Annotated in this window: 21 protein-coding genes and 1 tRNA gene; 11 read left to right on the top strand and 11 right to left on the bottom strand. The window is 63.4% G+C overall.

The window, feature by feature from the left end; all coding sequences use genetic code 11:
• The first annotated feature begins 100 nt into the window (after window positions 1-100).
• From ACQY6T_RS05255 to ACQY6T_RS05265, 3 genes are read left to right on the top strand one after another with little or no spacing between them, the layout of a single operon-like run.
• Window positions 101-1,822, top strand: coding sequence for a DUF885 domain-containing protein (locus ACQY6T_RS05255; protein ID WP_428629253.1), 1,722 nt, complete (start codon window positions 101-103; stop codon window positions 1,820-1,822).
• 59 nt (window positions 1,823-1,881) lie between these two features.
• A complete protein-coding gene (locus ACQY6T_RS05260) occupies window positions 1,882-3,063 on the top strand; it encodes a YARHG domain-containing protein (RefSeq protein ID WP_428629255.1) in 1,182 nt (393 codons plus the stop codon).
• The gene (locus ACQY6T_RS05265; RefSeq protein ID WP_428629257.1) at window positions 3,060-4,829 is read left to right on the top strand and encodes a TRAFs-binding domain-containing protein; all 1,770 of its coding nucleotides are present in this window, start codon (window positions 3,060-3,062) and stop codon (window positions 4,827-4,829) included. The genes ACQY6T_RS05260 and ACQY6T_RS05265 overlap by 4 nt, the downstream gene beginning before the upstream one ends.
• On the opposite strand, the gene ACQY6T_RS05270 is transcribed toward ACQY6T_RS05265, so the two are convergent.
• Window positions 4,821-6,122, bottom strand: coding sequence for an RsmB/NOP family class I SAM-dependent RNA methyltransferase (locus tag ACQY6T_RS05270; protein ID WP_428629259.1), 1,302 nt, complete (start codon window positions 6,120-6,122; stop codon window positions 4,821-4,823). The genes ACQY6T_RS05265 and ACQY6T_RS05270 overlap by 9 nt on opposite strands.
• A gap of 52 nt (window positions 6,123-6,174) precedes the next feature.
• Here ACQY6T_RS05270 and ACQY6T_RS05275 point away from each other — a divergent pair, with 52 nt between their 5' ends.
• Complete coding sequence (locus ACQY6T_RS05275) at window positions 6,175-6,384, top strand: DUF1674 domain-containing protein (RefSeq protein WP_428629261.1); 210 nt, start codon at window positions 6,175-6,177, stop codon at window positions 6,382-6,384.
• 20 nt (window positions 6,385-6,404) lie between these two features.
• Here ACQY6T_RS05275 and ACQY6T_RS05280 read toward each other — a convergent pair whose 3' ends face one another.
• The 3 genes from ACQY6T_RS05280 to ACQY6T_RS05290 all read right to left on the bottom strand — a co-directional run bounded on the left by ACQY6T_RS05280 (window position 6,405) and on the right by ACQY6T_RS05290 (window position 9,282).
• Complete coding sequence (locus ACQY6T_RS05280) at window positions 6,405-6,959, bottom strand: cytochrome b (RefSeq protein WP_428629263.1); 555 nt, start codon at window positions 6,957-6,959, stop codon at window positions 6,405-6,407.
• A gap of 5 nt (window positions 6,960-6,964) precedes the next feature.
• Window positions 6,965-7,744 (bottom strand): SapC family protein, encoded by a 780-nt coding sequence (locus ACQY6T_RS05285; protein ID WP_428629264.1) that lies wholly within the window; start codon window positions 7,742-7,744, stop codon window positions 6,965-6,967.
• A gap of 113 nt (window positions 7,745-7,857) precedes the next feature.
• Complete coding sequence (locus tag ACQY6T_RS05290) at window positions 7,858-9,282, bottom strand: FAD-binding oxidoreductase (RefSeq protein ID WP_428629266.1); 1,425 nt, start codon at window positions 9,280-9,282, stop codon at window positions 7,858-7,860.
• Window positions 9,283-9,459: 177 nt separating this feature from the next.
• On the opposite strand from ACQY6T_RS05290, the gene ACQY6T_RS05295 reads away from it, so the two are divergent.
• On the top strand, window positions 9,460-9,984 hold the full coding sequence (locus ACQY6T_RS05295; RefSeq protein WP_428629267.1) for a hypothetical protein: 525 nt from the start codon (window positions 9,460-9,462) through the stop codon (window positions 9,982-9,984).
• A gap of 122 nt (window positions 9,985-10,106) precedes the next feature.
• Window positions 10,107-11,519 (top strand): DEAD/DEAH box helicase, encoded by a 1,413-nt coding sequence (locus tag ACQY6T_RS05300; protein WP_428629268.1) that lies wholly within the window; start codon window positions 10,107-10,109, stop codon window positions 11,517-11,519.
• Window positions 11,520-11,681: 162 nt separating this feature from the next.
• Here the strand turns inward: ACQY6T_RS05300 and ACQY6T_RS05305 are convergent, their stop codons facing one another.
• Window positions 11,682-12,698 carry an NADP-dependent oxidoreductase gene (locus tag ACQY6T_RS05305; RefSeq protein WP_428629270.1) on the bottom strand — a complete coding sequence of 339 codons (1,017 nt, stop codon included), beginning with the start codon at window positions 12,696-12,698 and terminating at the stop codon, window positions 11,682-11,684.
• A 91-nt stretch (window positions 12,699-12,789) separates the two neighbouring features.
• Here ACQY6T_RS05305 and ACQY6T_RS05310 point away from each other — a divergent pair.
• Window positions 12,790-12,865, top strand: a tRNA-Ala gene (locus ACQY6T_RS05310).
• A 26-nt stretch (window positions 12,866-12,891) separates the two neighbouring features.
• Here the strand turns inward: ACQY6T_RS05310 and ACQY6T_RS05315 are convergent.
• The 5 genes from ACQY6T_RS05315 to ACQY6T_RS05335 form a co-directional block, all read right to left on the bottom strand.
• Window positions 12,892-14,055, bottom strand: a complete 1,164-nt coding sequence (locus ACQY6T_RS05315) for an acyl-CoA dehydrogenase family protein (protein WP_428629271.1) — start codon at window positions 14,053-14,055, stop codon at window positions 12,892-12,894.
• Window positions 14,056-14,327: 272 nt separating this feature from the next.
• Window positions 14,328-15,224 carry a DUF4349 domain-containing protein gene (locus tag ACQY6T_RS05320; RefSeq protein ID WP_428629272.1) on the bottom strand — a complete coding sequence of 299 codons (897 nt, stop codon included), beginning with the start codon at window positions 15,222-15,224 and terminating at the stop codon, window positions 14,328-14,330.
• 76 nt (window positions 15,225-15,300) lie between these two features.
• The gene (locus ACQY6T_RS05325) at window positions 15,301-17,613 is read right to left on the bottom strand and encodes an ATP-dependent helicase (RefSeq protein WP_428629273.1); all 2,313 of its coding nucleotides are present in this window, start codon (window positions 17,611-17,613) and stop codon (window positions 15,301-15,303) included.
• Between the two features lie 54 nt (window positions 17,614-17,667).
• Window positions 17,668-18,210: a 16S rRNA (guanine(966)-N(2))-methyltransferase RsmD gene (gene rsmD, locus ACQY6T_RS05330; RefSeq protein WP_428629275.1), complete on the bottom strand. Its 543-nt coding sequence runs from the start codon at window positions 18,208-18,210 to the stop codon at window positions 17,668-17,670.
• 5 nt (window positions 18,211-18,215) lie between these two features.
• Window positions 18,216-19,076 (bottom strand): pseudouridine synthase, encoded by an 861-nt coding sequence (locus tag ACQY6T_RS05335; RefSeq protein WP_428629276.1) that lies wholly within the window; start codon window positions 19,074-19,076, stop codon window positions 18,216-18,218.
• A 155-nt stretch (window positions 19,077-19,231) separates the two neighbouring features.
• Between ACQY6T_RS05335 and ACQY6T_RS05340 the strand changes: the two genes are divergently transcribed.
• The 4 genes from ACQY6T_RS05340 (at window position 19,232) to ACQY6T_RS05355 (ending at window position 22,881) form a co-directional block, all read left to right on the top strand.
• Window positions 19,232-19,669: a response regulator gene (locus ACQY6T_RS05340; protein WP_428629278.1), complete on the top strand. Its 438-nt coding sequence runs from the start codon at window positions 19,232-19,234 to the stop codon at window positions 19,667-19,669.
• Between the two features lie 69 nt (window positions 19,670-19,738).
• Complete coding sequence (locus ACQY6T_RS05345; protein ID WP_428629279.1) at window positions 19,739-20,491, top strand: DUF1223 domain-containing protein; 753 nt, start codon at window positions 19,739-19,741, stop codon at window positions 20,489-20,491.
• 79 nt (window positions 20,492-20,570) lie between these two features.
• A complete protein-coding gene (locus ACQY6T_RS05350; protein WP_428629281.1) occupies window positions 20,571-22,127 on the top strand; it encodes an AmpG family muropeptide MFS transporter in 1,557 nt (518 codons plus the stop codon).
• 10 nt (window positions 22,128-22,137) lie between these two features.
• Window positions 22,138-22,881 (top strand): PLDc N-terminal domain-containing protein, encoded by a 744-nt coding sequence (locus ACQY6T_RS05355; protein WP_428629283.1) that lies wholly within the window; start codon window positions 22,138-22,140, stop codon window positions 22,879-22,881.
• A 117-nt stretch (window positions 22,882-22,998) separates the two neighbouring features.
• Here ACQY6T_RS05355 and ACQY6T_RS05360 read toward each other — a convergent pair whose 3' ends face one another.
• Window positions 22,999-24,348, bottom strand: coding sequence for a bifunctional folylpolyglutamate synthase/dihydrofolate synthase (locus tag ACQY6T_RS05360; protein WP_428629284.1), 1,350 nt, complete (start codon window positions 24,346-24,348; stop codon window positions 22,999-23,001).
• Between the last annotated feature and the right edge of the window lie 78 nt (window positions 24,349-24,426).

Raw genomic sequence — 24,426 nt, forward strand, 5'->3', positions numbered from 1 at the left:
GCTGTCCAGATAGCATAGCTTTGCCGTTCGTCGATTATCGGGTGCCATTGGTCCGGCCCGCTGGCACAAGTACCGCCATTGGAGTCAGGGAGACAATCGAATGAAACGCAAATTATCCCGCTTTGGCGGCGCGGCCATGGCCGCAACGCTGCTGGTGCTCACCGCCTGCAACGCGTCGGACAACAAATCGACGGCGGCGCCGAGCACCGAAAGCTGGACCGGGTTCCGCGACAATTTCCTCGCCGGCTATTTTCCGCTGAACCCGAATTTTGCGGTTTATCAAGGCAAGCACGAATTCGATGGACAGCTGCCCGACTGGTCGCCCGAGGGGATGGAGAAGCAGGCGGCCTATCTCGAAAAGGCCATCGTCGACGCGAAAGCCTTTGACGGCAAAATGACCGACGCCGAGAAATTCGAGCGCGATTATCTGGTACATGTGGCGCAGGGCCAGCTGTTCTTCCTGCGCGATACCGACTTTGCGCAAAAGAACCCGGCCTTCTACGTTGGCGCGCTCGATCCCAATGTCTATATCGCGCGGCCTTATGCTGATGCGACGACGCGGATGAAGGCGTTTATTGCCTATGCTGAAAAAGTCCCTGCTGCCGCGGCGCAGATCAAGGCGAATTTGAAGCTGCCGCTGCCCGCGACTTTCGTGAAATATGGCACTGCGGGCTTTGGCGGCTTTGCCGATTATTACACGGGCGATGCCAAGGCGGCGTTTGCCGAGGTCAAGGACGCGGCGCTGCAAAAGCAGTTCGATGAAGCGGCGGCAAAGGCCGGCGCCGCGATGACCGATCTGGCAAAATACGTCGGATCGCAGCCGGGAACTGCCGATGGCTATGCGCTGGGCGCCGAAAAATTTTCCAAGATGATCCTGACCAATGAAGGCGTCGATACGCCGCTGGACGAGTTGGAGCGCATCGGCCAGGCCGACCTCAAGCGCAACCAGGACGCGCTGAAGGCCGCCTGCGCGACCTACGCCGTCGGCATGACGATCGCCGACTGCATGAAGAAGATGAATTCGGACAAGCCCGCCGACGGTCCGGTCGCTGAGGCGCGGCGCCAGTTGCCAACGCTGCGCACCTTCCTGGTCGAAAAGGACATCGTAACGATCCCCGGCACCGAACAGGCGCAGGTCGAGGAATCGCCGCCGTATAACCGCCAGAACAGCGCCTATATCGACATCCCCGGGCCGTATGAAAAAGGCCTGCCGTCGGTCTATTACATCTCGCCGCCCGACCCGAGCTGGGACAAGCAGACGCAGGCCGATTTCGTGCCGGGCCGCAAGGATCTGATGTTCACGTCGGTCCACGAAGTGTGGCCGGGCCACTTCCTCAACTTCCTCCACGCCAACCGGGCGGAGAGCATCTTTGGCAAGCTGTTCGTCGGCTACGCCTTCGCCGAAGGGTGGGCGCATTATACCGAGGAGATGATGTGGGATGCCGGGCTGGGCGAGGGCGATCCCGAAACCCATATCGGCCAGTTGTCTAACGCGCTGCTGCGCGATTGCCGCTATCTGTCGGCGATCGGACTGCACACCAAGGGCATGACCGTCGCCGACAGCGAAAAGCTGTTTAAGGAACAATGCTATCAGGACGAAGGCAATGCGCGGCAACAGGCGGCGCGCGGCACTTATGATCCCGCTTATCTGAACTACACGATGGGCAAGCTGATGATCCGCAAGCTGCGCGAGGATTGGACGAAAGGAGACAGGACGAAGTGGAAAGCCTTCCACGATGAATTCCTGTCATACGGCGGCCCGCCGATCCCGATGGTGCGCGCCGCAATGATGAAGGAAGACACGCCCAAGGCGGTCTTCTGAGGTCGGGCTGGCGAATCGACCGATGGACGGCTAGCTTCCTCGCAAGAGGGGGCTAGCCGATGGTCGATGTGTTCATTTCCTATTCGCGCGACAACAAGGCGCGGGTGGCGGACATCGCCAAGGCGGTCGCCGCAGCGGGTTATGACGTGTGGTGGGATGCCGAACTACCACCGCATCGTTCCTATGGCGACGTCATCACTGAAAAAATTGGCAGCGCCAAGGCAGCGATCGTCGTCTGGTCGCATGCGTCGGTGCAATCCGAATGGGTGCGCGCCGAGGCCGATGTAGCGCGTAACCAGAAAAAACTGGTCCAGACGGCGATCGACGATGTGATGCCGCCGCTGCCGTTCAACCAGATCCAGTTCGCTGACCTGCGCGACTGGAACGGTGATCCCGCTGATGGCAGTTGGCGCAAAGTGTTGATGAGCCTGGAGGAACTGTGCGGGCGCGAAGCCGTCGCGCCGCCGCCGCCCATGCCAACCGCCGCGCCCGAAACGACGACGCCTTCGACCGATCGGCAGGTTGCCCCGGCGCCGCCAAAATCCTCGTCCACCGCTCTGAAGCTGGCCTGGGCGCTTGTCGGTGTCGCTGTGATCGCGATCGGCTTGCTCGCATGGAAACTGCTGCAGCCCGCAGCCGAGCCGGCTCGAACGATGCCGGAAACGATTGCCGCGTCGAGCGAGAAAGGCGTGGCAGCAACCCCCGGAGTAGCAACTGACGGTCCGGCTGAGGCTTTCACGCTGGCAGCCGTCATCGAAGACCCTGATGGCTTCACCAATATCCGATCAGGTGCAAGCACGCAGGCGGCGATCGTCGGCAAGGTGCTCGAGGGCGAGAAGTTCCTGACGTACAAGCAGCGCGGTCCATGGTGGCGCGTCCGGAAGGCCGACGGCACCACGGGTTTCATGTTCCGCAAATATATCCGATTGGTCGAGGGCGGTGTCGCCACGTCATCCGCACCGCCGATGCCGACCGGGGTCGGGGGCAGCGGAGTGGTCATTCCCGATTCATCCGACCGAGCACTAACCGCAGACGAGCTGGGCAATTATAGCGCGTTGGAGCTGCGCATTGCGCGAAACGAAATCTTCGCGCGGCGCGGTTTGCGGTTCAAAGACCCGGCGCTCAGCGCCCATTTTACGCAGTTCAGCTGGTATCGACCGACGACCAAAAATGTATCGCTGTCGCCGACCGAACAGGCCAATGTCGACTTGCTCCAATCGGCTGAAACTGCGGCGCGATGACGGACTGCGCCGCCTGCGAGGCGGAAGTCACCCACCGCTTGGGTCAGGGCGATGCGCTCAGCGCATTCGATTGTGCGGTAGCCGCGCGGCGTGCGGGACAAGACAGCCCGCGCCTTTGTTACCTGATGGTCCGCGCGCTCGCTGCATCGGGAGATAGCCTGGGCGCAATGCATCTTTACGAACAGCTTCAGCTGGGCACGTCCGACGACATCGACAGCCTCGCGCTTGCCGGGCGTATCTGGAAGGATGCAGCGTTCGATCATGATGGTGATCGGCGGACAGATTCGCTTCGAAAGGCAGCGCGCGCCTATGACCGCGCGTGGCAGCTTTCGGGCGCCCTGTTTCCGGCCATCAATGCGGCCAGTCTTTATGCGATGCTCGGCGAACGCGAGCGGGCGGCGGCGTTGGCGGGACCGATCGCCGCGAATGGGGCTGCAGAGGATTACTGGGATCAGGCGACACTGGCCGAGGCCTTGCTGTTGCTCGGCCGCGGCGAGGATGCACTGCGCCACGCGCGATCGGCCAATGATCAGGCGGGAACGCGCGCCGGCGACCGCGCGTCGACCTGCCGCCAGCTGTCGCGGCTTGCCGCCTGCGGTGCGATCGACGCGGCAAATGCCACCGCGATTTGCGATTTGCTGCGGCCGCCGCCGGTGGGTGTCTTTTGCGGGCGCATGTTCCGTGCCGGCGGCGTGGGCGAGGCGAACGCACGGTCGGCGATTGCCGCAGCGCTCGATGCCGAGCCGCTGTCGGCGCTGATCGGCCCGCTCGCGTGCGGCGCCGACATCCTCTTCGCCGAAGCGGCGCTGGCGCGTGGGATCGACCTTACGATCATATTGCCCTTTGCCGAAGACGACTTCATCGCCCAGTCCGTCGTATCGGGCGGCGAACAATGGCTGCCGCGTTATGTGCATTGCCGCGACCATGCGGCGACGGTCCATTTTGCCAGCAGCGCGCGTTACGTCAGCGACGACTGTCAATTTGTGCTGGGCTCGCACACCGCGATGGGGCTTGCCAAACTCCGCGCGCACGAGTTGGAAACTGCGGCGATCCAGTTGGCGGTGGTCGATCCCGAGGTGGCTGCTCGGCCCGCCGCGTTGATTGCGGGGACGAATGCCGACATCGCGCTGTGGCAGCGGCATGGCGGATCGACACGGACAATTCCGGTCGGCGATCTCGACCGCAATCTTGACTTCCTGCCCGCTCCAAAGCCGCCCGAAGGAACGCAGCGCGGGCTTTACGCGATCCTGTTCGCCGACTTTGCGGGCTTTTCGAAACTGGGCGAAGCCGAACTTCCGATTTTTGCCAGCGAAGTGATGGGCAGAATCGGGGGCATCCTCGACGATTTTGGCGACGCCGTGCTGTTTCGCAACACGTGGGGCGACGCGGTTTATGCGATCATCGACGACCCTGCGACGGCGGCGCGGATTGCGCTTGCGATACAGGAGAGGCTGGATGTGCTTCCGCCGGGACTGGGCCTCGACGGACACCGGGCGGGGATGCGAACCGGCATCCATTTCGGCCCGATCTATCGCGGCCAAGACCCCGTCGTCGGCAACGAGCTATGGTACGGCACCGAGGTGACCCGCACCGCAAGGATCGAGCCGGTGACGCTGGTCGGACAGGTGTATTGCACCCAGCCGCTCGCGGCGATGCTGGCGCTCGGCAACGCGCGCGATTTCGATTGCGACTATGTCGGCAAGGTGCAACTCGCCAAGGATTATGGCGAGCTGGCCCTATACCGCCTGTCGCGTCGGTCAGTCTGACGGCGCGCGCAGTCGCGCGACGAAAAAGCCGTCGAGACCGCCCACATCGTTCAGAACACCGGGAAGCGTGCGGACGAAACCGTTCGCATCGGGCGCAATGGCGTCGGGCAGCTCGTCCGCGCGCACGGCGTCGATGAGCCACGCCGGATGGCGTTCGAGGAAAGTTGCGACCTGATCCTCACCCTCGCTCGGTTCGAGCGAACAGGTGGCGTAGATCAAAGTACCGCCGGGTTTGACCCAGCGCGCCGCGCGCGCGAGCAAGTCGGTTTGCAGCGCTGCCATCTCGTCGATCTGGCGCGGTTCGATGCGGTGCAACACGTCGGGATGACGGCGGAAGATGCCGGTCGCCGAACAGGGGGCGTCGAGCAGTACCGCGTCGGCGGGCGCGGCGGGCGCCCACGACCGGATGTCGGCTTGAACGATATCGGCGGCGAGCCCGGTGCGGGCGATATTGGCGCTGAGCCGTTCGAGACGCTTGGCGCTGGAATCGACCGCGACGACCTTCCATCCGGCGGCCGCGAGTTGCATCGTCTTGCCGCCGGGTGCCGCGCACAGATCGAGGACGGTGCGAGCGTCGCCCGAACCAAGCAAACGCGCCGGCAGGGTCGCCGCCAGATCCTGGATCCACCAGCCACCTTCGGCGAATCCGGGCATCGCCTCGACCGCCTGCCCGCGCGGCAGACGGCGATGCCGCGGCGCCAGCGATAGGGCTTCCGGCCATTCTTCCGGCCCCGGTTCTGCGGCAAAGCTCAGATCGATGGGCGGCGGCGTGCTCCATGCGGATTCCGCCGCTTCGACCGTCGCCAAACTCCATAGCTCGGCCCATCGCTCGGCGGTGGGGAGGGGAAGGGTCGCGCGGTCGGGAAGCTGCCACGCATCTTGCTGGGCGCGCGACAGGATCGCGTGGACCAATCGCCGAGGTCCGCCTGCGACGAGGGGCAGGGCGGTCGCCACCACCGCGTGACCGGGACTTTTGAGCACGAGCAGTTGCGCCAGGGCGATCCGCAGGACGGCGCGCGATTTGACATCGTCGGGCAGGATCTGCGCCGTCGCGCTATCGATCAGCGCGTCGATGTCGACCATCCAGCGCAATGTTTCCGAAGCGATGGCCACCGCAAAGGCGCGGTCGGCGCCGGTCAGCCCTTGCGCGGCAGCGTGCATCGCGATGTCGAGCGGATCGCCCCGGCGCAGGACTGCATCGACCAGGCGCAGCGCCGCCCGGCGCGGTGCGGTGCCCGCCGGATCGGCTTCACCCTGCGACCGTTGTTTGGGGCGACGCGGGCGATCAACCATGTTGATCGGCGAGGTTGGCGTGACGCATGAAAAATCCTATAGCAGCCGCGTTATGACCCAACGCAGCAAAACGGAAACCATCGGCGGCACGCCGCGCGCAGTGCGGCGTCCGGCGCATGTCAAGGCGCCCGCCGACTGGATCAACAGCCCGGTACCACCCCCCGAGCCGATCCGCGAGGAAAACGCCGCCGATCAGCCGGGCGGCCGTAACCCGGTGCGATATGGCGACTGGGAACTCAAGGGCATTGCTGTCGATTTTTGAAGGCGTCGCAAACCCCGATGTCAAAAGGGGTTCATCCGTCCGATCAGGCCGGTCCGATCAACAAACTGATGCTTCAGCGCCGCCAGGATATGAATCGCGGCAAGTCCCAGCATCGCCAGACCGAGCATTTCGTGCCGGTCGTGCATGACATCGGCCAGGCCTTCGTTCGGCGCGACGATGACCGGAACCGTGAACAGGCCGAAAAAATCGATCGGCCGATCCGCCGCCGACATCCACACCCAACCCGACAGCGGCAGCAGGATCAGCAGCACATAAAAGAGAATGTGCACGATCTTGCTGAGCGGTCGTTGCCAGAGTGGGGTCGCGGCGGGCAAGGGCGGCGGCCTGTGACCAAGTCGCCACAGAATGCGCAATATGGTCAGGCCCAATATGGTGATGCCCATTGCCTTGTGAACAGCCATCGCCGCGAGATGCGTCTCGCGTGGCATATCCTCGGTCAGCATGGCCAACCCAATGTTCGCGATGACCGCCAACCCGATCAGCCAGTGGAGCCAGATGGCCACCTTGGTATAACGCACACTGTCGGTGCTCGCCATGATGGCCATCGGTGTCATGCTCCTTAGGTCGCAGGAACTTCCTGAAGTTCCGGCACCTTGCCAGCTTTCACTTGTTCGGCAAAGACTTCGCGCATCAGCTGCAGCGAGAAAAGATGCGCGAAGACCAGAGCGAGGACGCCGTTCTGCATCAACTTGCGCAGCACGTCGCCGCGCAGCTCGCGCAGCTTGGCCTCGTCGACCATCTGAAAGCCGCGATAGATATAGGGATTGTCGTTGCCTTCCTGCTGGATGCTGACTTCGCCTTCCATCAGCAGGTCGGCCTTTTTCAATTCGTCGATAAACAGGCTGGTGCGCTGGCCTGCTTCTTCGAAATTCTTGCAGAACTCGAGAACCGCCTGAACCGAGCCGGTAGGCTGGCCGTCTTCAAACAGTGCATCGCCCTCGTCGAATTTCCCGATCGCGCCCGAGGTGGGGTCGAAGCACAGCGACAATTCATCCGAATCCTGCTGAAGCCGTGCCAGCAGGAACGGATAGCGGCGGACATAGGCCGGGACATAGACCGGATTGATCAGCTTGCCTTCGTCATCGACGAAGGTGTTCACGCCTTCGTTGAGGCCCATCAGCGCCAACGGCACCGGGTTATCGCCAGCCGAAAAAACGATCGGATAATGACGGCACGCCGATACGAATTCGTCCGACGTCAGCGGAATGGCGTGCTGATTGATCAGGAAATCGGCCTTGTCCAGCGGACGCGCGCGGAAATCGGCATGCTCGACGCTCGAAAGCGGAACGAGATCCTTATAGAACAACGGCAGGTTGGCAGGGGCGGGCGCAGTGGCCATGATAAAACTCCGGTAGGGTGTCCCGACCAGCCGGGACGTAAAAGATAACAGCGCGCCTTATTGACCTGCGCCCCGCCGCGCAAGGGGGGCGATGGCACAGGGCAAGCGAAGCGTCAGCCGATCAGCTTGCCGGGGTTGAAGATGCCCGCGGGATCGAGACCCGCCTTGATACCGCGCAGCGCCGTCAGTCGCGCCGGACTGTCAAGTTCGGCCATGATGTCGCGTTTCATCTGGCCGATGCCATGCTCGGCCGAAATCGAGCCGCCCAGTTCGATGACATGCGAATAGACCAGCCGACTGACCGCGGCGCCATGCAGCGCCAGCCAGGCGGCACCATCGATGCCGCTTGGCGGCTGGACATGATGATGGACATTGCCATCGCCCAAATGCCCGAACGACAGCGCGCGGACCCCCGGGAATGCCTTTTCCAACCGAGCCGGGTTATCGGCGATGAAGGTCGGCATCAGGTCGACGGGAACGCTGACATCATGTTGTAACGCCGGTCCTTCGGCGCGCTCGGCCTCTGAAATGGAATCGCGCAGGCGCCAGAAATCTTCACTCTCGCGATCGTTTTTCGCGATCACGACGTCGCGGATCAGTCCCGCTTCGAGCGCGGCGCCGAGTTCGCGTTCCAGCGCATCGCCCAGGTCCGGATCGTTCTCGCCCGCCAGTTCGGCGAGCACATACCAGGGATGCACCGCCGTGATGGGGGCGCGCGTTTGCGGGATATGCCGCAGCACGGCGTCAAGGCAGCCGTGCGGCACGATCTCGAACCCCTCGAGCTCCGGCCCGATACGGGCGTCGAGCTGGCGAAGCAGCCGCAGCGCGCGTTCGGGCGAATCGATGGCGATCCAGGCGGTGCGCCGTGCCGCGGCGGCGCGAACGAGATGCAGGCTGGCGGCGGTGACGATGCCCAGCGTCCCCTCCGCTCCGCACAACAGATGTCGCAGGTCATAGCCGCGATTGTCCTTCTTGAGCGGCGCGAGGCCGTCGAAGATGCTGCCGTCGGGGAGCACCGCCTCGATCCCCGCAACCAGCGCGCGCATCGTGCCGTGGCGCAGCACCTGGGTGCCGCCGGCGTTAGTGGAAAAGAGACCGCCGATCGTCGCCGACCCCTTGCCGCCCAGCGTCAGCGGGAACCGAAGCCCGTGGGCGAGGACGTCATGATGAAAAGTTTCGAGGATGACACCCGCCTCGGCAATCGCGACGCGCGCAGCGGTATCGATCCCGCGTACCCGGTTCATGCGGCGCAGGCTGAGCAAAAGCTGGTTGCCTCCCGCGTCGGGGGTCGCGCCGCCGACCATGCCGCTGTTGCCGCCCTGCGGCACCAGCGCCACTTCTGCCGCAGCGCACAGGCGGACGACCGCGGCGACCTCTTCGGTCGAACGAGGCGACAACATCGCGGCCGCGCGCCCGGTGTATTTACCGCGCCAGTCGGTCAGCCATGGCGCCATCGTATCGGCGTCGATGGTGAACCCCTTTGGCCCCAGCAACCCAGCCAGCTGATCGAGAAAAGGCTTCGATGGCGCCCGGGTCATGCGACATAACTCGGTATTGCTGCGGCAAGGGGGCGATAATAGTTCATTTGATGTTCAATCATGGCTGTTAAAGCGAGCGTAGGATGAATATCAGGTTTTCGTCCAGTGACCATGGACGCGGGAGCGACGGGTGAGCAGCAATTTCTATCAGGACGCCGAAGGAGCGGTCGCGCGGCTGTGCTGACCGCCGCCGTCCTGTGGTTTGCGGCAGCCGTACCCGCTGCCGAAGCGGCGGCGCCCGTTGCGGCGCCCGAACCCCTGATTGCGATCTCCGCCCCGACGACCGAACAGGTCACATCTTTCTGGCAGGTGGTGATCGAACAGCAACTCATCATTCGCGTCCCGGCGCAGCGGTCGCAGCTCAACAACTTTGCTGCCGGCCCCACGCAGTCGCGGCGCGCCACCGAAATTCCTATCGTATGGAAAGAGAAAAAGGCGCCAAAATGCGTGGCGATGCGCAACATCATGGGGATGCAGGCGGTTCAGCGCGACAGCATCGATATCATCACGCGGCAGAATCAACGCTTGCGCGCCCAGCTCAATCGCGGCTGCCGCGCGCTGGATTTCTATGCCGGCTTTTACATGCAGGGCAGCAAAGACGGGCGGCTCTGTGAGGGCCGCGATCAGATCCATGCGCGAACCGGAGCAAAGTGCGAGATCGACAAGTTCCGATTGATGGTTCCGGTGCGCGACGACGATTAGGCGATTAATCGCGTCTTTTGTCGCCTTTTCTTGACTTTTCATCGCCATTTCCGCAATGGCCGCGTCAACGCCCGCCAGCGTGGGCGGCTGGGCGCACCCTCTTTTCCGGACATGATAACCTTATGAAATTTGCCGACATCGGCCTTTCCGACGAACTTTTGCGCGCCATCGACGAGTCGGGTTATGACGAAGCCACGCCGATCCAGGCGGGCGTCATCCCCTCGGTTCTGATGATGCGCGACATCATCGGCATCGCTCAGACGGGGACCGGCAAGACCGCGTCGTTCGTGCTGCCGATGATCGATATTCTGGCGCATGGCCGCGCCCGCGCGCTGATGCCGCGCTCGCTGATCCTGGCGCCAACGCGTGAGCTTGCGGCGCAGGTCGCAGAGAATTTCGAAAAATATGGCAAGTATCACAAGCTGTCGATGGCGTTGCTGATCGGCGGGGTCCAGATGGGCGATCAGGTCAAGGCGCTGGAAAAGGGTGTCGATGTGCTGATCGCAACCCCTGGCCGCCTGATGGACCTGTTCGAACGCGGCAAGATTTTGCTCACAGGTTGTAACCTGCTGGTGATCGACGAGGCCGACCGGATGCTCGACATGGGGTTCATCCCCGATATCGAGAATATCTGCACCAAGCTGCCGGCGAATCGCCAGACCTTGCTGTTTTCGGCGACAATGCCGGCGCCGATCAAACGACTGGCGGACAAATTCCTGTCGAACCCCAAGACGGTCGAAGTCGCGCGTCCAGCGAGCCGCAACGAGAATATCGAGCAGTTTCTGGTCAAGACGTCGGAACGCGGCAAGCGCGACACGCTGCGCGGCCTAATCGAATCCGAAAAGGTTCATACCGCGATCATCTTTTGCAATCGCAAGACGACGGTGCGCGAGCTGGCGAAAGCGCTGCAACGATCGGGCTTTAATGCCGGCGAGATCCAGGGCGACATGGACCAGTCGAGCCGCACCGCCGAACTCGACCGGTTCAAGAACGGTACGATCAACATATTGGTGGCGTCCGACGTCGCGGCGCGCGGTCTCGACGTCAAGGGCGTCAGCCATGTGTTTAATTTCGACGCGCCGTGGCACCCCGACGATTATGTTCATCGTATTGGGCGGACGGGTCGCGCGGGTGCGCAGGGCCGCGCTTTTACGCTCGTCACGCCGTCTGACGACGAGGCAATCGACAGCATCCAGAAGCTGACGGGCTATAAAATTCCCGTGCATGGCAATGGCGCAGTGGCGACCGACACGGCACCCTCGACGCGCGGCGAAGCCGAGACCGAAGCGCCGCCGGCGCGCGCACGCTCAGCGCGCGGCGGACGCGGCAGGGGCGCGGCCAAGCCCGACAAAGCGCCGGTGCAGTCGGTCGACGTGCAACTCGTACAAGAAGCTGCCCCTGCGCCAGCAAAAGCGCAGAAGCTGCGCAATGACCGCAAGCCGGCGCCCGCGCCGCGCCGTGACGACCAGGATGGTCCCGACGACGGCTGGAATGGCCCGATGCCTGGTTTCCTATCGGTCGGTTTCGGAAGCTGAAATCTTCAGAATGTTTGAGGTGGGAAGCGGTCAAGCCCACCTATCTCGTCATTCCCGCGAAAGCGGGAATCCAGCGAGCTTCCGTTGCCACTGGGTTTCTGCCTTCTTGGGAACAATGAAATAGAGAACCGTCGGCTTTTGGTCGAAAGCGCTCGGACAGGCCTACACCCGAACGAGCATCTTCCCCATATTCAACCCAGCGAACAGGCCCAGGAACGCCTCCGGCGTCGCTTCCAGCCCCTCGTGCACGGTTTCGCGCATCGTCACCGCGCCGCTAGCGATCAGGCCGCCCATGTCGGCGTAAAATTCTTCCATGCAGTCGAAGAACTGGTCGGTGTAGATAAAGCCTTCCATCCGGATGCGCGCCGGGATCGTGCGGATCAGATATTTCATCTCCTGCGCCTTGCCGTCATTATAGACGTCGATCATGCCGCAGATGGCAAAGCGGGCAAAGTCATTGGCGGTCGCAAAGGCAGCATCGAGATGTTCGCCGCCGACATTGTCGAAATAGACATCGATGCCGGGTTTGCCCAAGGCTTCGAGCGCCTTTGCAAGCCCCGCCAAAACCGCTCCCGCCTTGTAATCGACAACCGCATCGGCACCTAAATCCTTGACCCACGCGCATTTTTCAGCGCCGCCAGCCGATCCGATGACCGTCATCTCACGCGCCTTCGCGATCTGTACGACCGCCGATCCCACCGCGCCCGCCGCCGCCGAGACGAAAATCGTGTCGCCGGGCTTGGCTGCGGCAACGCGCAGCAGACCAATCCATGCGGTGCCGCCGGTCAAACCCATATTGTGGAGGAACGTCTGCGGGGTCAGCCCTGCGGCCAGCGCGTCGGCGGGCAGTTTGTTCGGCATCATGTCGAGGCCGACAACGCCGCCGTCGCGCCATCCGCCCATGTGGAGGATCAGGTCGCCGGGTGCAAAGCCTTCCATCCGGCTTTCAATGACTTCCCCGATCGCACCGCCCGTCATCGGCTGGTTGATCTGGAAACTCGCCGCATAGCTTTTTGCGTCGTTCATCCGCCCGCGCATATAAGGGTCGACCGACAGCCACAGGTTACGAACGCGCAACTGATCATTGTCGAGAGGTGCGTCGGGCATTTCGCGCAGCGCGAAGTTGTCCATGGTCGGAAGCCCTTGCGGGCGGCTGGTCAAATGCCAGGCTTTGCTCATCGGAACCCCCATTCCTCGATTTCGCGTGGCGGCCCGTGGTCAGAAAAGCCGTTGCCACTGTTCGGCGGTGTCGTTAAACCGCCGCCGTCGCGGGGCCGTAGCTCAGATGGGAGAGCGCTGCAATCGCACTGCAGAGGTCAGGGGTTCGATTCCCCTCGGCTCCACCAGCGACCTTTACGACCCCGAAAATCGATCAGCCCACATAATCACGGATCATGTTCTTGGCGATCACTAGCTGCTGAATCTGCGTCGTTCCTTCATAAATCCGGTAAATGCGGCAGTCGCGATAGAAGCGTTCGGCCAGATATTCCTTCAGGTATCCGGCGCCGCCGTGAATCTGCACCACGCGGTCGGCGACGCGGCCGCACATCTCGCTGGCGAACATCTTGGTCGCGGCAGCTTCGACCAGAATCTTCTCACCGCGATCGGCGCGCGCGCAGGCGTCGGCAAGCATGCATTCTGCCGCGTAGATTTCGGCCTTGCTGTCGGCGAGCATCGCCTGAATCAGCTGGAAATTGGCGATCGGTTCGCCGAACGCCTTGCGTTCCATCGCATATTTCAGGCCGACGTCGAGCATCCGTTTGGCATAGCCGACGCTGGCGGCGGCGACCGACAGGCGGCCGTTGTCGAGACTTTGCATCGCGGCGCGGAAGCCGATGCCTTCCTCACCGCCAAGCAGCGCGTCGCCGTCGACGTGCACATCCTCAAGGATCACATCGGCGATCTGCGATCCGGCCTGGCCCATCTTGCCATCGGGTTTGCCGATCGACACCCCCGGCGCGTCGCGCGGGACCATGAAGGCGCTGACATGGGCGTTCTTGGGGAGCGGTTCAGCATTGGTCCGCGCCATCACCAGAATGACGTCGGCGAAGGGCGCGTTTGTGATGTAACGCTTGGTCCCGTTGAGCACATAGCCATTGCCGTCGCGGACGGCGCGGGTCTTCATCGCCGCGCTGTCCGATCCACTATCGGGTTCGGTCAGGCCAAAGGCGGCGATGCTACCCATCGCCAGCTTGGGCAGCCAATGGTCCTTTTGCTGGTCGGTGCCAAAGCCCAGAAGCGACTTGCAAACCATGCCAATGTTGATCGACACGATCGAGCGATAGGCAGGCGAGGCATAGGCGATTTCGCGGATAAAGCCGACATATTGGCTGACGTTCATCCCCGCGCCGCCATATTCGGGCGGCATGGTGACGCCGAACAGCCCCATCTCGCGCATTTCGGCCAGGATGTCGTCGGGAACGCGGCCGAGTTCCTCAAGCTGATCTTCCGCCGGTATCAGTCGTTCGCGCACATAACGCTGCAACTGCTCCATGAAGGCGTCATAGATGTCGGCGTCCATTCCCGGGTTGATCATCGTCGTTCCTGTCCTTGAGGCTGTCAGTCGCTGTAATGGTCCGCGTGGCTGTCGATCGCGGATGATAGGCGCAACGCATAGCCTTGTGAGACTTGCGTTACGGCGTCCATGGATTGCGGACCGGGCATCGTCATGCCTTTAGCGACATCGCGATCTTTCCAAAGCCATGCCGCACCCGAAGCGGGTTTATCGAGGGGTGGATTATCGGGTGGCCCGTCGCCAGTCATCGCTTTCGCCATAACGCAGCGGCGGACCTTTGCAAGCGGCGGGGTTCAGGCCGCGGAGGGCGGCGGTGCGGGCCGTTCCTTCGGTTTTCCACCCAGCCATTTGCGCGCGGCGCGAACCGGGGCCGTCCGCCACAGGAACAGGAGCATTGCGAAAAACAGCCCCCACGGCAGCACCGCCGCGCCGACAACGAGGACAAAGGAGAGCAAGGTGCTGCCGCTGCTGATCAGCATGTTCGCCGCATCGCTGAACGGGTTGCCATAACCGATGCCGGGAAGGCCGCCGGTGCCTTGGTAATCGAAGGTCATCGGAGTGGTCGCGAGCAGCGCTTCGCCGGTGCGGCGGGTGTCGCGCTCGCCGCCCAGTTGCTCGCGCAGCGAGGCGATCTGCTGCTGGAGTTCGGTGCGTTCGCTGTCGCCGAGACCACTTTGCTTGAGCCGCACTTCGAGGCGTGCGATGTCTCCGCCGATGCCCGCGCTGCGGCGCTGCGAGTCGCTAATCTGCGAACCGACATCCTCGCCGGTGACATTGGCCAGCGCCAGCACGCCCTCGGCCTTTTCGACGCTGGCGATCGCATCCTTGCCGAACTGGCGGGCGATCGTGGGGTCGAGCTTGAACTGGAGCTGGGCCTCGACTTCATTCTCTCGCACCAAGCGATAGGTCAGACCTGTGATGCGGCAACGGTTGATGCCGAGCGTCTCGCACGCGGCGGCATGCTCCTCCTGTACCTTGGCGATCCGGTCGTCTTCGAGGCGGAAGGCATAGCTATAGTTGAATGCCACGCCCGGCGCGGCGGTCACCGCGACATTGGGTCCGCCGGCGTTATTGGAGGCCGCTGATTCTGCCATCGCGGCGGGAGCGCTCGAGGTGGATTCTTCGGACCGTTGCTGGCCGCAGCCAACCAATATGAGCGCCATTGCGCCTACCAAGAGCTTGATCTTCATAAGCTTCTCTCAAAGTCGCGGCTCGTCGGCGACATGGTATGACATATCATAACTGTTATAGTTGACAATAGAGATTTCAGGCGAGCTTGATGAAACTGTCGAGCACCCGTTTGCTGCCGGCCTGTTCGAATTCGACTTCGAGTTTGTTGCCGTCGATGTCGGCGATTTCGCCATAACCGAATTTTTCGTGAAACACGCGCATGCCGATCGCGAGGTCGGCGCGCGGCTTGGCGCCTACCGACGCCGCAGGGCCTTTTTCGCTGGGCGCCGCGGTGTGGGTGATCGTTGAAGATCCGGCGACGGCACGCTGCCATGCCGGACCACGGGTCATTATGCGCGAGGGCTGGCGTTCGGCAACATGCGCGAAAGGGTCGCCCTGCGCCGACCAGTTGGCGCGCCACAGGCTTTGCCCACCGCCGAAGCTGTTTTCGCTGTCGACATGCTCGGGCGGGATTTCGGCGATGAAGCGGCTGGGGATGCTGCTCATCCACTGGCCGTAGATGCGGCGGTTCGCGGCGTGATAGATGCTGGCGCGCACACGGGCGCGGGTGATCGCGACATAGGCGAGGCGGCGCTCTTCCTCGAGACTGGCGGTGCCGCCTTCGTCCATCGAACGCTGCGACGGGAACACCCCATCCTCCCATCCGGCGAGGAAGACATGGTCGAATTCCAGCCCCTTGGCGGCGTGGATCGTCATGATCGTCACGGTTTCGGTCTCGTCATTCTGGTCGCGGTCCATCACCAGGCTGACATGCTCGAGAAAGGCTTCGAGCGAGTCATACTCCTCCATTGCGCGGACGAGCTCGGACAGGTTTTCGAGCCGTCCTGCGGCTTCGACGCTGCGATCGGCTTGCAGCATCGCGGTGTAGCCCGATTCGTCGAGGATCAACTGGGTCAGCTCGGGGTGCGAAAGATTGCCCGCCTTTTCCTGCCAGCCGCGCATGAGCGCGACGAAGTTAGCGAGCTGACGACGGGCTTGCGGGGTCAGTTCGTCGGTTTCGGTAATGCGCGCCGCCGCGCGGAGCAGCGGCGTCTGTTCGTGGCGCGCAAACTGGTGGATGCGTGCGAGCGCCTTGTCGCCGAGGCCGCGTTTGGGCGCGTTGATGATGCGCTCGAACGCCAGGTCATCGGCGGGCGACTGAACGAGGCGGAGGTAGGCGAGCGCGTCGCGGATTTCGGCGCGTTCGTAGAAGCGGTAGCCGCCGACGATGCGATACGGCATGCCGATCGCGATGAAACGGTCTTCGAACTCGCGCGTCTGAAACTGCGCGCGGACAAGGATCGCGGCGCGGTCGAGGCTGACTTTGCGAACCTGAAGGGTTTCCAGCTCCTCACCGATCCGCCGCGCTTCTTCGGGTCCGTCCCACACGCCGACGACGCGCAGCTTGTCGCCGGGGTCGAGATCGGTCCACAGCGTTTTGCCAAGGCGGCCGCTGTTCTGCGCGATCAGCGCCGACGCGGCGGCAAGGATCTGCGGGGTCGAGCGGTAATTTTGTTCGAGGCGGATGACGGTCGCGCCGGGGAAATCTTTCTCAAAGCGCAGGATGTTCGCGACCTCGGCGCCGCGCCAGCTATAGATCGACTGGTCGTCGTCGCCGACGCAGCAGATGTTCTTGCGCTGCTGCGCGAGCAGGCGGAGCCACAGATATTGGCTGGCGTTGGTGTCCTGATATTCGTCGACGAGAATATATTTGAAGCGCTCCTGATATTGCTGGAGCACGTCGCGGTGGCTTTTGAGGATCACCAGCATGTGAAGCAGCAGGTCACCGAAATCGCAGGCGTTGAGTGTCTTCAGCCGCGCCTGATAGAGCGCGTAGAAATGCTGGCCTTTACCGTCAGCGTAGGATTCCTTGTCGGCGGCATCGAGGTCAGCAGGAACCAGCCCCCGGTTCTTCCATTTGTCGATCAGCCCGGCAAGCTGGCGCGCGGGCCAACGTTTTTCGTCGAGCCCATCGGCCTGGATGAGCTGTTTGAGGACGCGCAGTTGGTCGTCGGTGTCGAGGATGGTGAAATTGCTTTGCAGGCCCACAAGTTCGGCATGACGGCGCAGCATCTTGGCGGCGATGCTATGGAAAGTGCCGAGCCACGGCATGCCCTCGACCGCGTCGCCCATCATGCGGCCAATCCGCTCGCGCATCTCGCGCGCCGCCTTGTTGGTGAAGGTGACCGCGAGGATCTCGGACGGCCAGGCGCGGCGCGTTGCGATAATATGGCCTAGCCGCGCGGTGAGCGCGGCGGTCTTACCGGTCCCGGCCCCGGCGAGCATCAGCACCGGCCCCTCGGTGGTAAGCACCGCCCGCCGCTGCGGATCGTTCAAACCTTGCAGATAAGGCGGGTCCGACGGGTGAAGTGAAGGCAGGTCGGGGAGGGAGGCGGGGGGTATGGTCACGCGTGAACGATTAGGGAACAGCAGGCGCGCTGTCCAGCATGGCGCGACGGGCTGCTATTCGGATCTGAGTAGTGTCAGCCGCGCTTTGCCCACCTTGCGGTCGGCGTCGATAGCAAGCCCTGCGACATCGACCGTTTCACTATGCGCGGTTTCGACCGACACCCAGCTGTCGGGGCCGATCCAGCCGAGCCGCCGCAATTTGTCGAGGGCGACGCTGGCGGCGCCGGTCCCATAGGGCGGGTCGAGCATCAGCAGATCATAAGCGCGCGGCGCAGGGCCGAGGCCGAGCACCGATCCCGCCCGAACATCGGCGCGCGCGGTCGCGCCCAATGCGCCGAGGTTGCTGCGCAAGACGTCGAGCGCATCGCGGTCCTGTTCGGCGAACAGGCACTGCGCCGCGCCGCGCGACAGCGCTTCAATCCCCAGCGCGCCCGATCCGGCAAACAGATCGGCGACGACCAACCCCTCGAAACTGCCAAGGCGGCTTGCCAGCATCGAGAACAGGGTTTCGCGGGTGCGATCCGCGGTCGGCCGCGTCGTATCACCCTTGGGGGCCAGCAGCTTGCGGCCGCCCCACTCGCCAGAAATCACGCGCATATCGGCTAGCTCATATGCCGACGGAATTTGAACAATTCGTCGCGCGGCACGACGTCGACCGCGCCCAGCGGCATACCATCCAGCTCGAACGCGCCATATCGCGTGCGGATCAGGCGGCTGACCTGCAGTCCAAAATGCTCGAGCACTTTACGGACTTCGCGATTCTTGCCCTCGGTCAGCGTCATTTCCACCCACTGGTTGCGGCCCGTCCGACGTTCGAGGTTGGCATCGATCTTGCCATAGGTGACTCCGTCGATGGTGATGCCCATCGCGAGTTCTTCAAGCTGTTCCTGGCTGATGTCGCCGAAAGCACGGGCGCGATAGGTGCGCTCGACCCCGCTGGCGGGCAGTTCGAGCTGGCGTTTGAATTCGCCGTCGTTGGTGAGGAGCAGCAATCCTTCGGTATTATAATCAAGGCGGCCGACGGGCATCAGGCGTGGCAGATCTTTGGGCAGCACGTCGTAGATCGTCTTGCGCCCCTTGGGATCGCGCGCCGCAGTGATGCAGCCCGACGGCTTGTGAAAGCGATAGAGGCGGGTCGAGACTGGCTTCGCGACGGGATTGCCATCGACGGTCAGCCCCTCGAGCGAGGTGAGCAGCGGCGCTGGCTGGACGATGACCGTGCCGTTGAGCGCGATCCGCCCTTCCTCGACCATCCGTTCGACATCACGGCGCGAACCGACGCCGGCGCGCGCCAGCAGCTTGGCAATGCGCTGCGGCCCATCCTCATGTTCGGCCTCGGCGGGTTTCGCTTTCAGCGCAGAAGCGGCGCCGCGCGCGGCGCGGCGGCCCTTCGGGGCGTCGCGATCGCCAGCGGCTTTCGGCGCGGAACGGGGTGCAGGGCGGGGGGGACGGCGTGTCGTCATCGGAACGGATGCGGCTTTCTTGTCGTTATTCGGAAAGAGAGTGTTGCGTTGTGGCCACGCTCATAGCCGGAAACGTGTCGCTTCGTCGATGGCAAGCAGAAGCAATCTTGCACGAAGCCACCGAGCACGTCATGCCGCCTTTAAAGGGAGTAACAATGCTCTTCGCGTCCCGCCCGTCCTGCATCAAGCGGCTGCTGATCATCGAGGATGATCCGCTGGTCGCGTTCGACAATGAGCGGACGCTGAAACACAGCGGCTATGATGTCGTCGCCACGGTCGATTCGGGTGAAGCCGCGGTGCCGATCATTGCCGCCGAACCGCTCGACGCGATCGTTCTCGACCTAGGGCTCGCCGGCCACATGACCGGACGCGAGGTCGCGCGGCTGGCGCGCGATCGCGGGATCGCAGTGTTGCTGGTTACCGGACAATGCCCCGAAGATGCCTCCGACATCGCGGTGGCCTGCCTGGGCAAACCGCACAGCGCGTCGGCGCTGATCGCGGCGCTGCGCGCGGTCGAGACGATGACATGCAAGAATCAGGAGCCGCGCAAGGTTAGTGGCCTCCAGACCTATTGGCGTCCGAAGGCCGCTTGATCGGTAACTTTTTGCCCGCTTCGTCCGAACTTCCCTGTGGTCGTGCATGGCCGGACGAAGGAAAATAGCGTGACGAAAAACCTGTTTCTGCTGATGGTACTTGGCGCGACCGCCGTAACCGCGGTTCTCGCACTCGCTCCTGAAGGCAATTCGGCAACCGCACAGCAGACGGCGGGCGCAGCCAACGCCCAGCCGGTGCTGGTCGAGCTGTTCACCAGCCAGGGTTGCTCGTCCTGCCCGCCGGCAGATAAGCTGCTCGCGCGGCTCGATACGGGCGGCGGTGTCGTCGCGCTGAGCCGCCCTGTGACATATTGGGATCGGCTCGGCTGGAAGGATACGCTGGCGCGACCCGCCCATGATGATTTGCAGCGCCGCTATGCTGCGCGCGGATTGCCCGGCGGCGGGGTCTTTACCCCAGAAGCTGTGGTGCAAGGGACCAGCGCTACCGTCGGTTCGGACGAGCGCGCGCTGCGCAAGTTGATCATATCGGCACGCGGCAACAACCCCGTCTTGCTGACGCAGGCAGGCGGGCGCGTGACCGCATCGCGCGCCGTGCCGAGCGCCGAACTGCGCTTTGTGGCGGTGGCAAGCAATCGCGCGGTCAAGATTGGACGCGGCGAGAATGGCGGGCGCGATATCGGCTATACCAACGTCGTGCTGAACGAAGCCGCGGTCGCCTGCGCCCCATCGGCGGTGTGCAGCGCCGCCATGCCCGCGGTGATCGCCGGCCAGAAAGGCGCCGACCGCTGGGCGGCTGTCCTGCAGGACAAGGCAGGCGGACGCGTGCAGGCCGTGCGCTGGATCGGCCGACCGGGCAAATAGCCGCTTCCAATTTGGGACCAAGCCTTTAGGCCCGTTGCATACAATGCGTCCGCCGAGCGGAGGCGCGGGGAGCGACGGCATGTCAGTTGATCTGATTCGGTTTATCATTTTTGTTGCGATCCTGGGCGGACTGGTAATCGTCGCGCTGTCGGTCCCGGCGTTTCGGCCCTATCTGCGCAAGAATCCGATGATCACCTTCCTGCTCGGCATTTCGAGCGGGTTTCCGCTGACGTTGCTGGTCGCGACGATGACCTTCTGGCTGGCCAAGGTCGGAATCGATACCGCAACGATCGGCTTCGCGGTCGCGCTCGGCATTCCCTACACACTGAAGTTTCTGTGGGCGCCGCTGGTTGACAAGCTGCCGCTGCCATTTCTGACAAAGACGTTCGGGCAACGGCGCGGTTGGCTGTTCTTCGTTCAGGCGTTGCTGTTCGTTGCGATCTGGCAACTCGGCGCCAGCGATCCCAAACCCGGTGATATCGGTCTGTTCGCGATATGGGGCCTGATCACTGCCTTCTTGTCGGCGACGCAGGACATTGTCATTGACGCCTATCGCATCGAAATCCTCGAAGAAGACGAGTTCGCGCACGGCACCGCGACCAACCAGTTCGGCTATCGCACCGGCAACCTGATCGCGGGCGCCGGCACGATCTATTTTGCGTCGAACGAAGGGTTGGGGCTGGGCTGGGCGACCGCTTATGGCCTGACCGCATTCTGCATCATTCCCGCGATCATCGGCGCGCTGTGGGCGGGGCCGGGAAAATTCGTCGATCGGTTCGAACATGCCAAGGGGATGAAGACCGGACAGTGGCTGACCGAAGCGGTCGTCAATCCGTTCCGCGAATTTTTGACCCGCCATGGCGCCTTTCTGATCCTCGGCTTCGTCCTCGTTTACAAAGTCGGCGACGCGATGGGGCAGGCGATGCTGGGGCCGATGATCGTCGATCTTGGCTTTGCCGATCTCGATTATATCTCGGCGAATAAGCTGTGGGGATTCGGGGCGCTGATCGTCGGTTCGGCACTGGGCGCGCCGTTCATCCTGTGGCTCGGCATGGGGCGGGCGCTGCTGATTTCGGGACTGATGATGATGTTGTCGAACATCATGTTCATGATCCTGGCGGCAACCGGCAACAATTACTGGATGCTGGTCGCGGCGATCGTCACCGAGAATATGACGAGCGGGATCGGGCTGACCGTGTTCACGACCTACCTCTCGGGACTGTCGAGCATCGCCTACACCGCGACGCAATTCGCCCTCCTGTCATCCTTTGCCGGGGTCGGGCGAACTTTCATGGCCGGTCCGGCGGGGATCGTTGCCGAGAAGATCGGCTGGGTCGGTTTTTGGGGTTTTACGGTCGTCGCGGCGATCCCCGGGATGCTGCTGCTGTGGATTTTGTGGCACAAGGGCTATGTGGTCGAAAGCATCCGCCAGACCGGCGCGGTGGACGAACGCGAGCTCAAGCAACCGGTCGGCGCGTGGCGTGTCTTTGGCTTTGTGCTGATCGTTGCAGGACTGGTCGGCGTATTGTTGTACAAGCAGCTTGAGCTTGGCACTCCGGTGCTTGCCGCGGCGCTGATCGCTTTCGTTGCCGGCGGGTTGCTGGCGTGGAAGGGCCAGGCGGCGAAGACGGCATAGGGGCGAGCGGATGCATTGGTTCGTCATCTCGATCGCGTTGCAGTTGCTCTGCATTGTCCATGTGTTCCGCACCGGGCGCAACACCGCGTGGATCATGGCGATCGCATTCCTGCCGATGGTCGGCATCCTCGCCTATTTCATCGTCGAGATATTGCCCGGCATGTCGGGCGACCGGCGGGTGCGGCAGGCACGATTGGCGATTTCCGATACGATCGATCCCGAACGCCGCGTCCGCGATGCGCAGGGCGCTGTGGAGTTCAGCGATACCGTCGGCAACCGGATGGAATATGGCGATGCGTTGATGGCGCGCGAGCGATACGACCAGGCGCTGGAACAGTTTCGGGTTGCCGAGCGCAAGTCGCCGTACGCCGACAAGGCGATCGGGATGCGAATTGCCGAGGCCGCCTATGAGACGGGGTTGGCGAAGGACGCGCTAGCGGCTCTCGATCGGCTGCCCGAGACGGGGTCGCAATCGGAACGCGACCGCCGCGACCTGCTCCGCGCCAAGGTGGCGGAGATCAATGGGAAAAGCGCCGACGCACTGACGCTGTATCGCAGCATCGTCGACCGGGTGCCGGGCGACGAGGTGCGATGCCGGATCGCGGCGATCCTGATCGCCGACGGCGACAAGGCCGGGGCGCGGGCGATGCTGAGCGAGGTCGAGATGCGCAAGAAGCGCACCCCGCCGGCGATGCTGAAGGCGAATGCAGCGATGTACGACTGGGCCAAGCGGATGCAGGCGGAGCTCGGGTGACAAGCGAGGATTAGTCGCAGCAAATTGCGACATGGCGAGCGGAGCGAAGCAATCTTCAGCTATCAAGGTTGGTAGCTGGAGATTGCCGCGTCGCCTTTGGCTCGTCGCAGTGACGATTTAGACCGGCCATTCCTCGTTGAGATCGAGCGCCTGCCCGACGAGGTAGAGCGAGCCGCCGATCAGGATGTTGGGCGCGGGATCGTCCGCCGCCAGCGCGCTGAGCGCCGATGGCAGGTCTTTGTGCGCCGATGTCTGGGCGATCCCGATCGTATCGGCGATACGCGCGAGGGCGGCGGGGCTGTGGTGCTCGTGGCCCGGGATCGGTACCGCGAGGAGGCGGCGGACATGCGGCGCGAGCATCGCGAGGAAGCCCGCGGCGTCCTTGTTCGCGAGCATGCCGAGGATGAGATCGACGGGTTCGTCGTGCGCCAGATCATGCGCGAGGAAATCGGCGACCTGCCGCGCGGCGTCGAGATTGTGGCCGCCGTCGATCCACAGGCTGCACCCGGACGGCAGCGGCGCGGCGAGCGGCCCATCGCCGAGCAACTGCATCCGTCCCGGCCAGAAGCTGTCGGCGACGCCGCGCGCGATGGCATCCTCCGACGGGTGTGGTCCGGGGGCGATACGGAGCATAGCGATCGCTAGCCCGGCGTTACGCATCTGGTGTGCGCCCGCCATGCGCGTGTGGAGCGGGCGGTCAATCGATCCGAACTTCGATTGCCAGCGGAAACTGTTACCCTCGGGAATCACCGACCAGACGTCGTTTTCGGCGAAAGGAATGACGTCCGCCGCCGCGGCGCGCTCGCCGATGATATTGGCGAGCGGGAGCGGATAATCGAGGCAAGCAAGCGCCGCGCCGCGTTTGACGATGCCCGCCTTTTCCCAAGCGATGCGGACGAAAGGGTCGTCGGGGGTGCCGACTTCGGGGGCGAGCAGAAAGCCTTCATGATCGATGCCGAGCGAGGCGATGCCGCAGACGGCGGGGGCGGGGATGATATTCGTCGCGTCAAGGCGGCCGCCTAGGCCTACTTCGATGATGCAATCGTCGGCGGGGATGCGCGAAAAGGCGAGGAAGGCGGCGGCGGTGGTGACTTCGAAGAAGCTCGCCTGAAGGTCTTGCGCGACGTCGAGCACTTCTTCGAGGAGCGCGGCGAGTTGGTCGTTGTCGATCAGCGTGCCGGCGAGGCGGATGCGTTCGTTGAAGCGGACAAGGTGCGGGCTGGTGTAGTTGTGGACGGTGCGGCCCTGCGCTTCGAGGATGGCGCGCAGATAGGCGCAAGTCGAGCCTTTGCCGTTGGTGCCGGCGACATGAAAAGTGCGCGGAAGCTTGTTCTGCGGGTTGCCGAGCCGGTCGCACAGTTCGGCGATGCGTTCGAGGCCGAGGATGTCGCGGCCCGGGGAGAGCGCGGTGAGGCGGTCGAGCTGGGTCTGGACTGCGGGGTTCGAGCTATGGGCGTGGTCGGGCATAGGGGACGATACTTTACGGCGATGTCGTCATTGCGAGCGAAGCGAAGCAATCTCCAGCCCGCGGTCCAGCGCAAGGTT

Origin of the sequence: Sphingopyxis sp. (genome assembly GCF_965279725.1) — a bacterium.
In the GTDB taxonomy this organism is placed as follows: domain Bacteria; phylum Pseudomonadota; class Alphaproteobacteria; order Sphingomonadales; family Sphingomonadaceae; genus Sphingopyxis.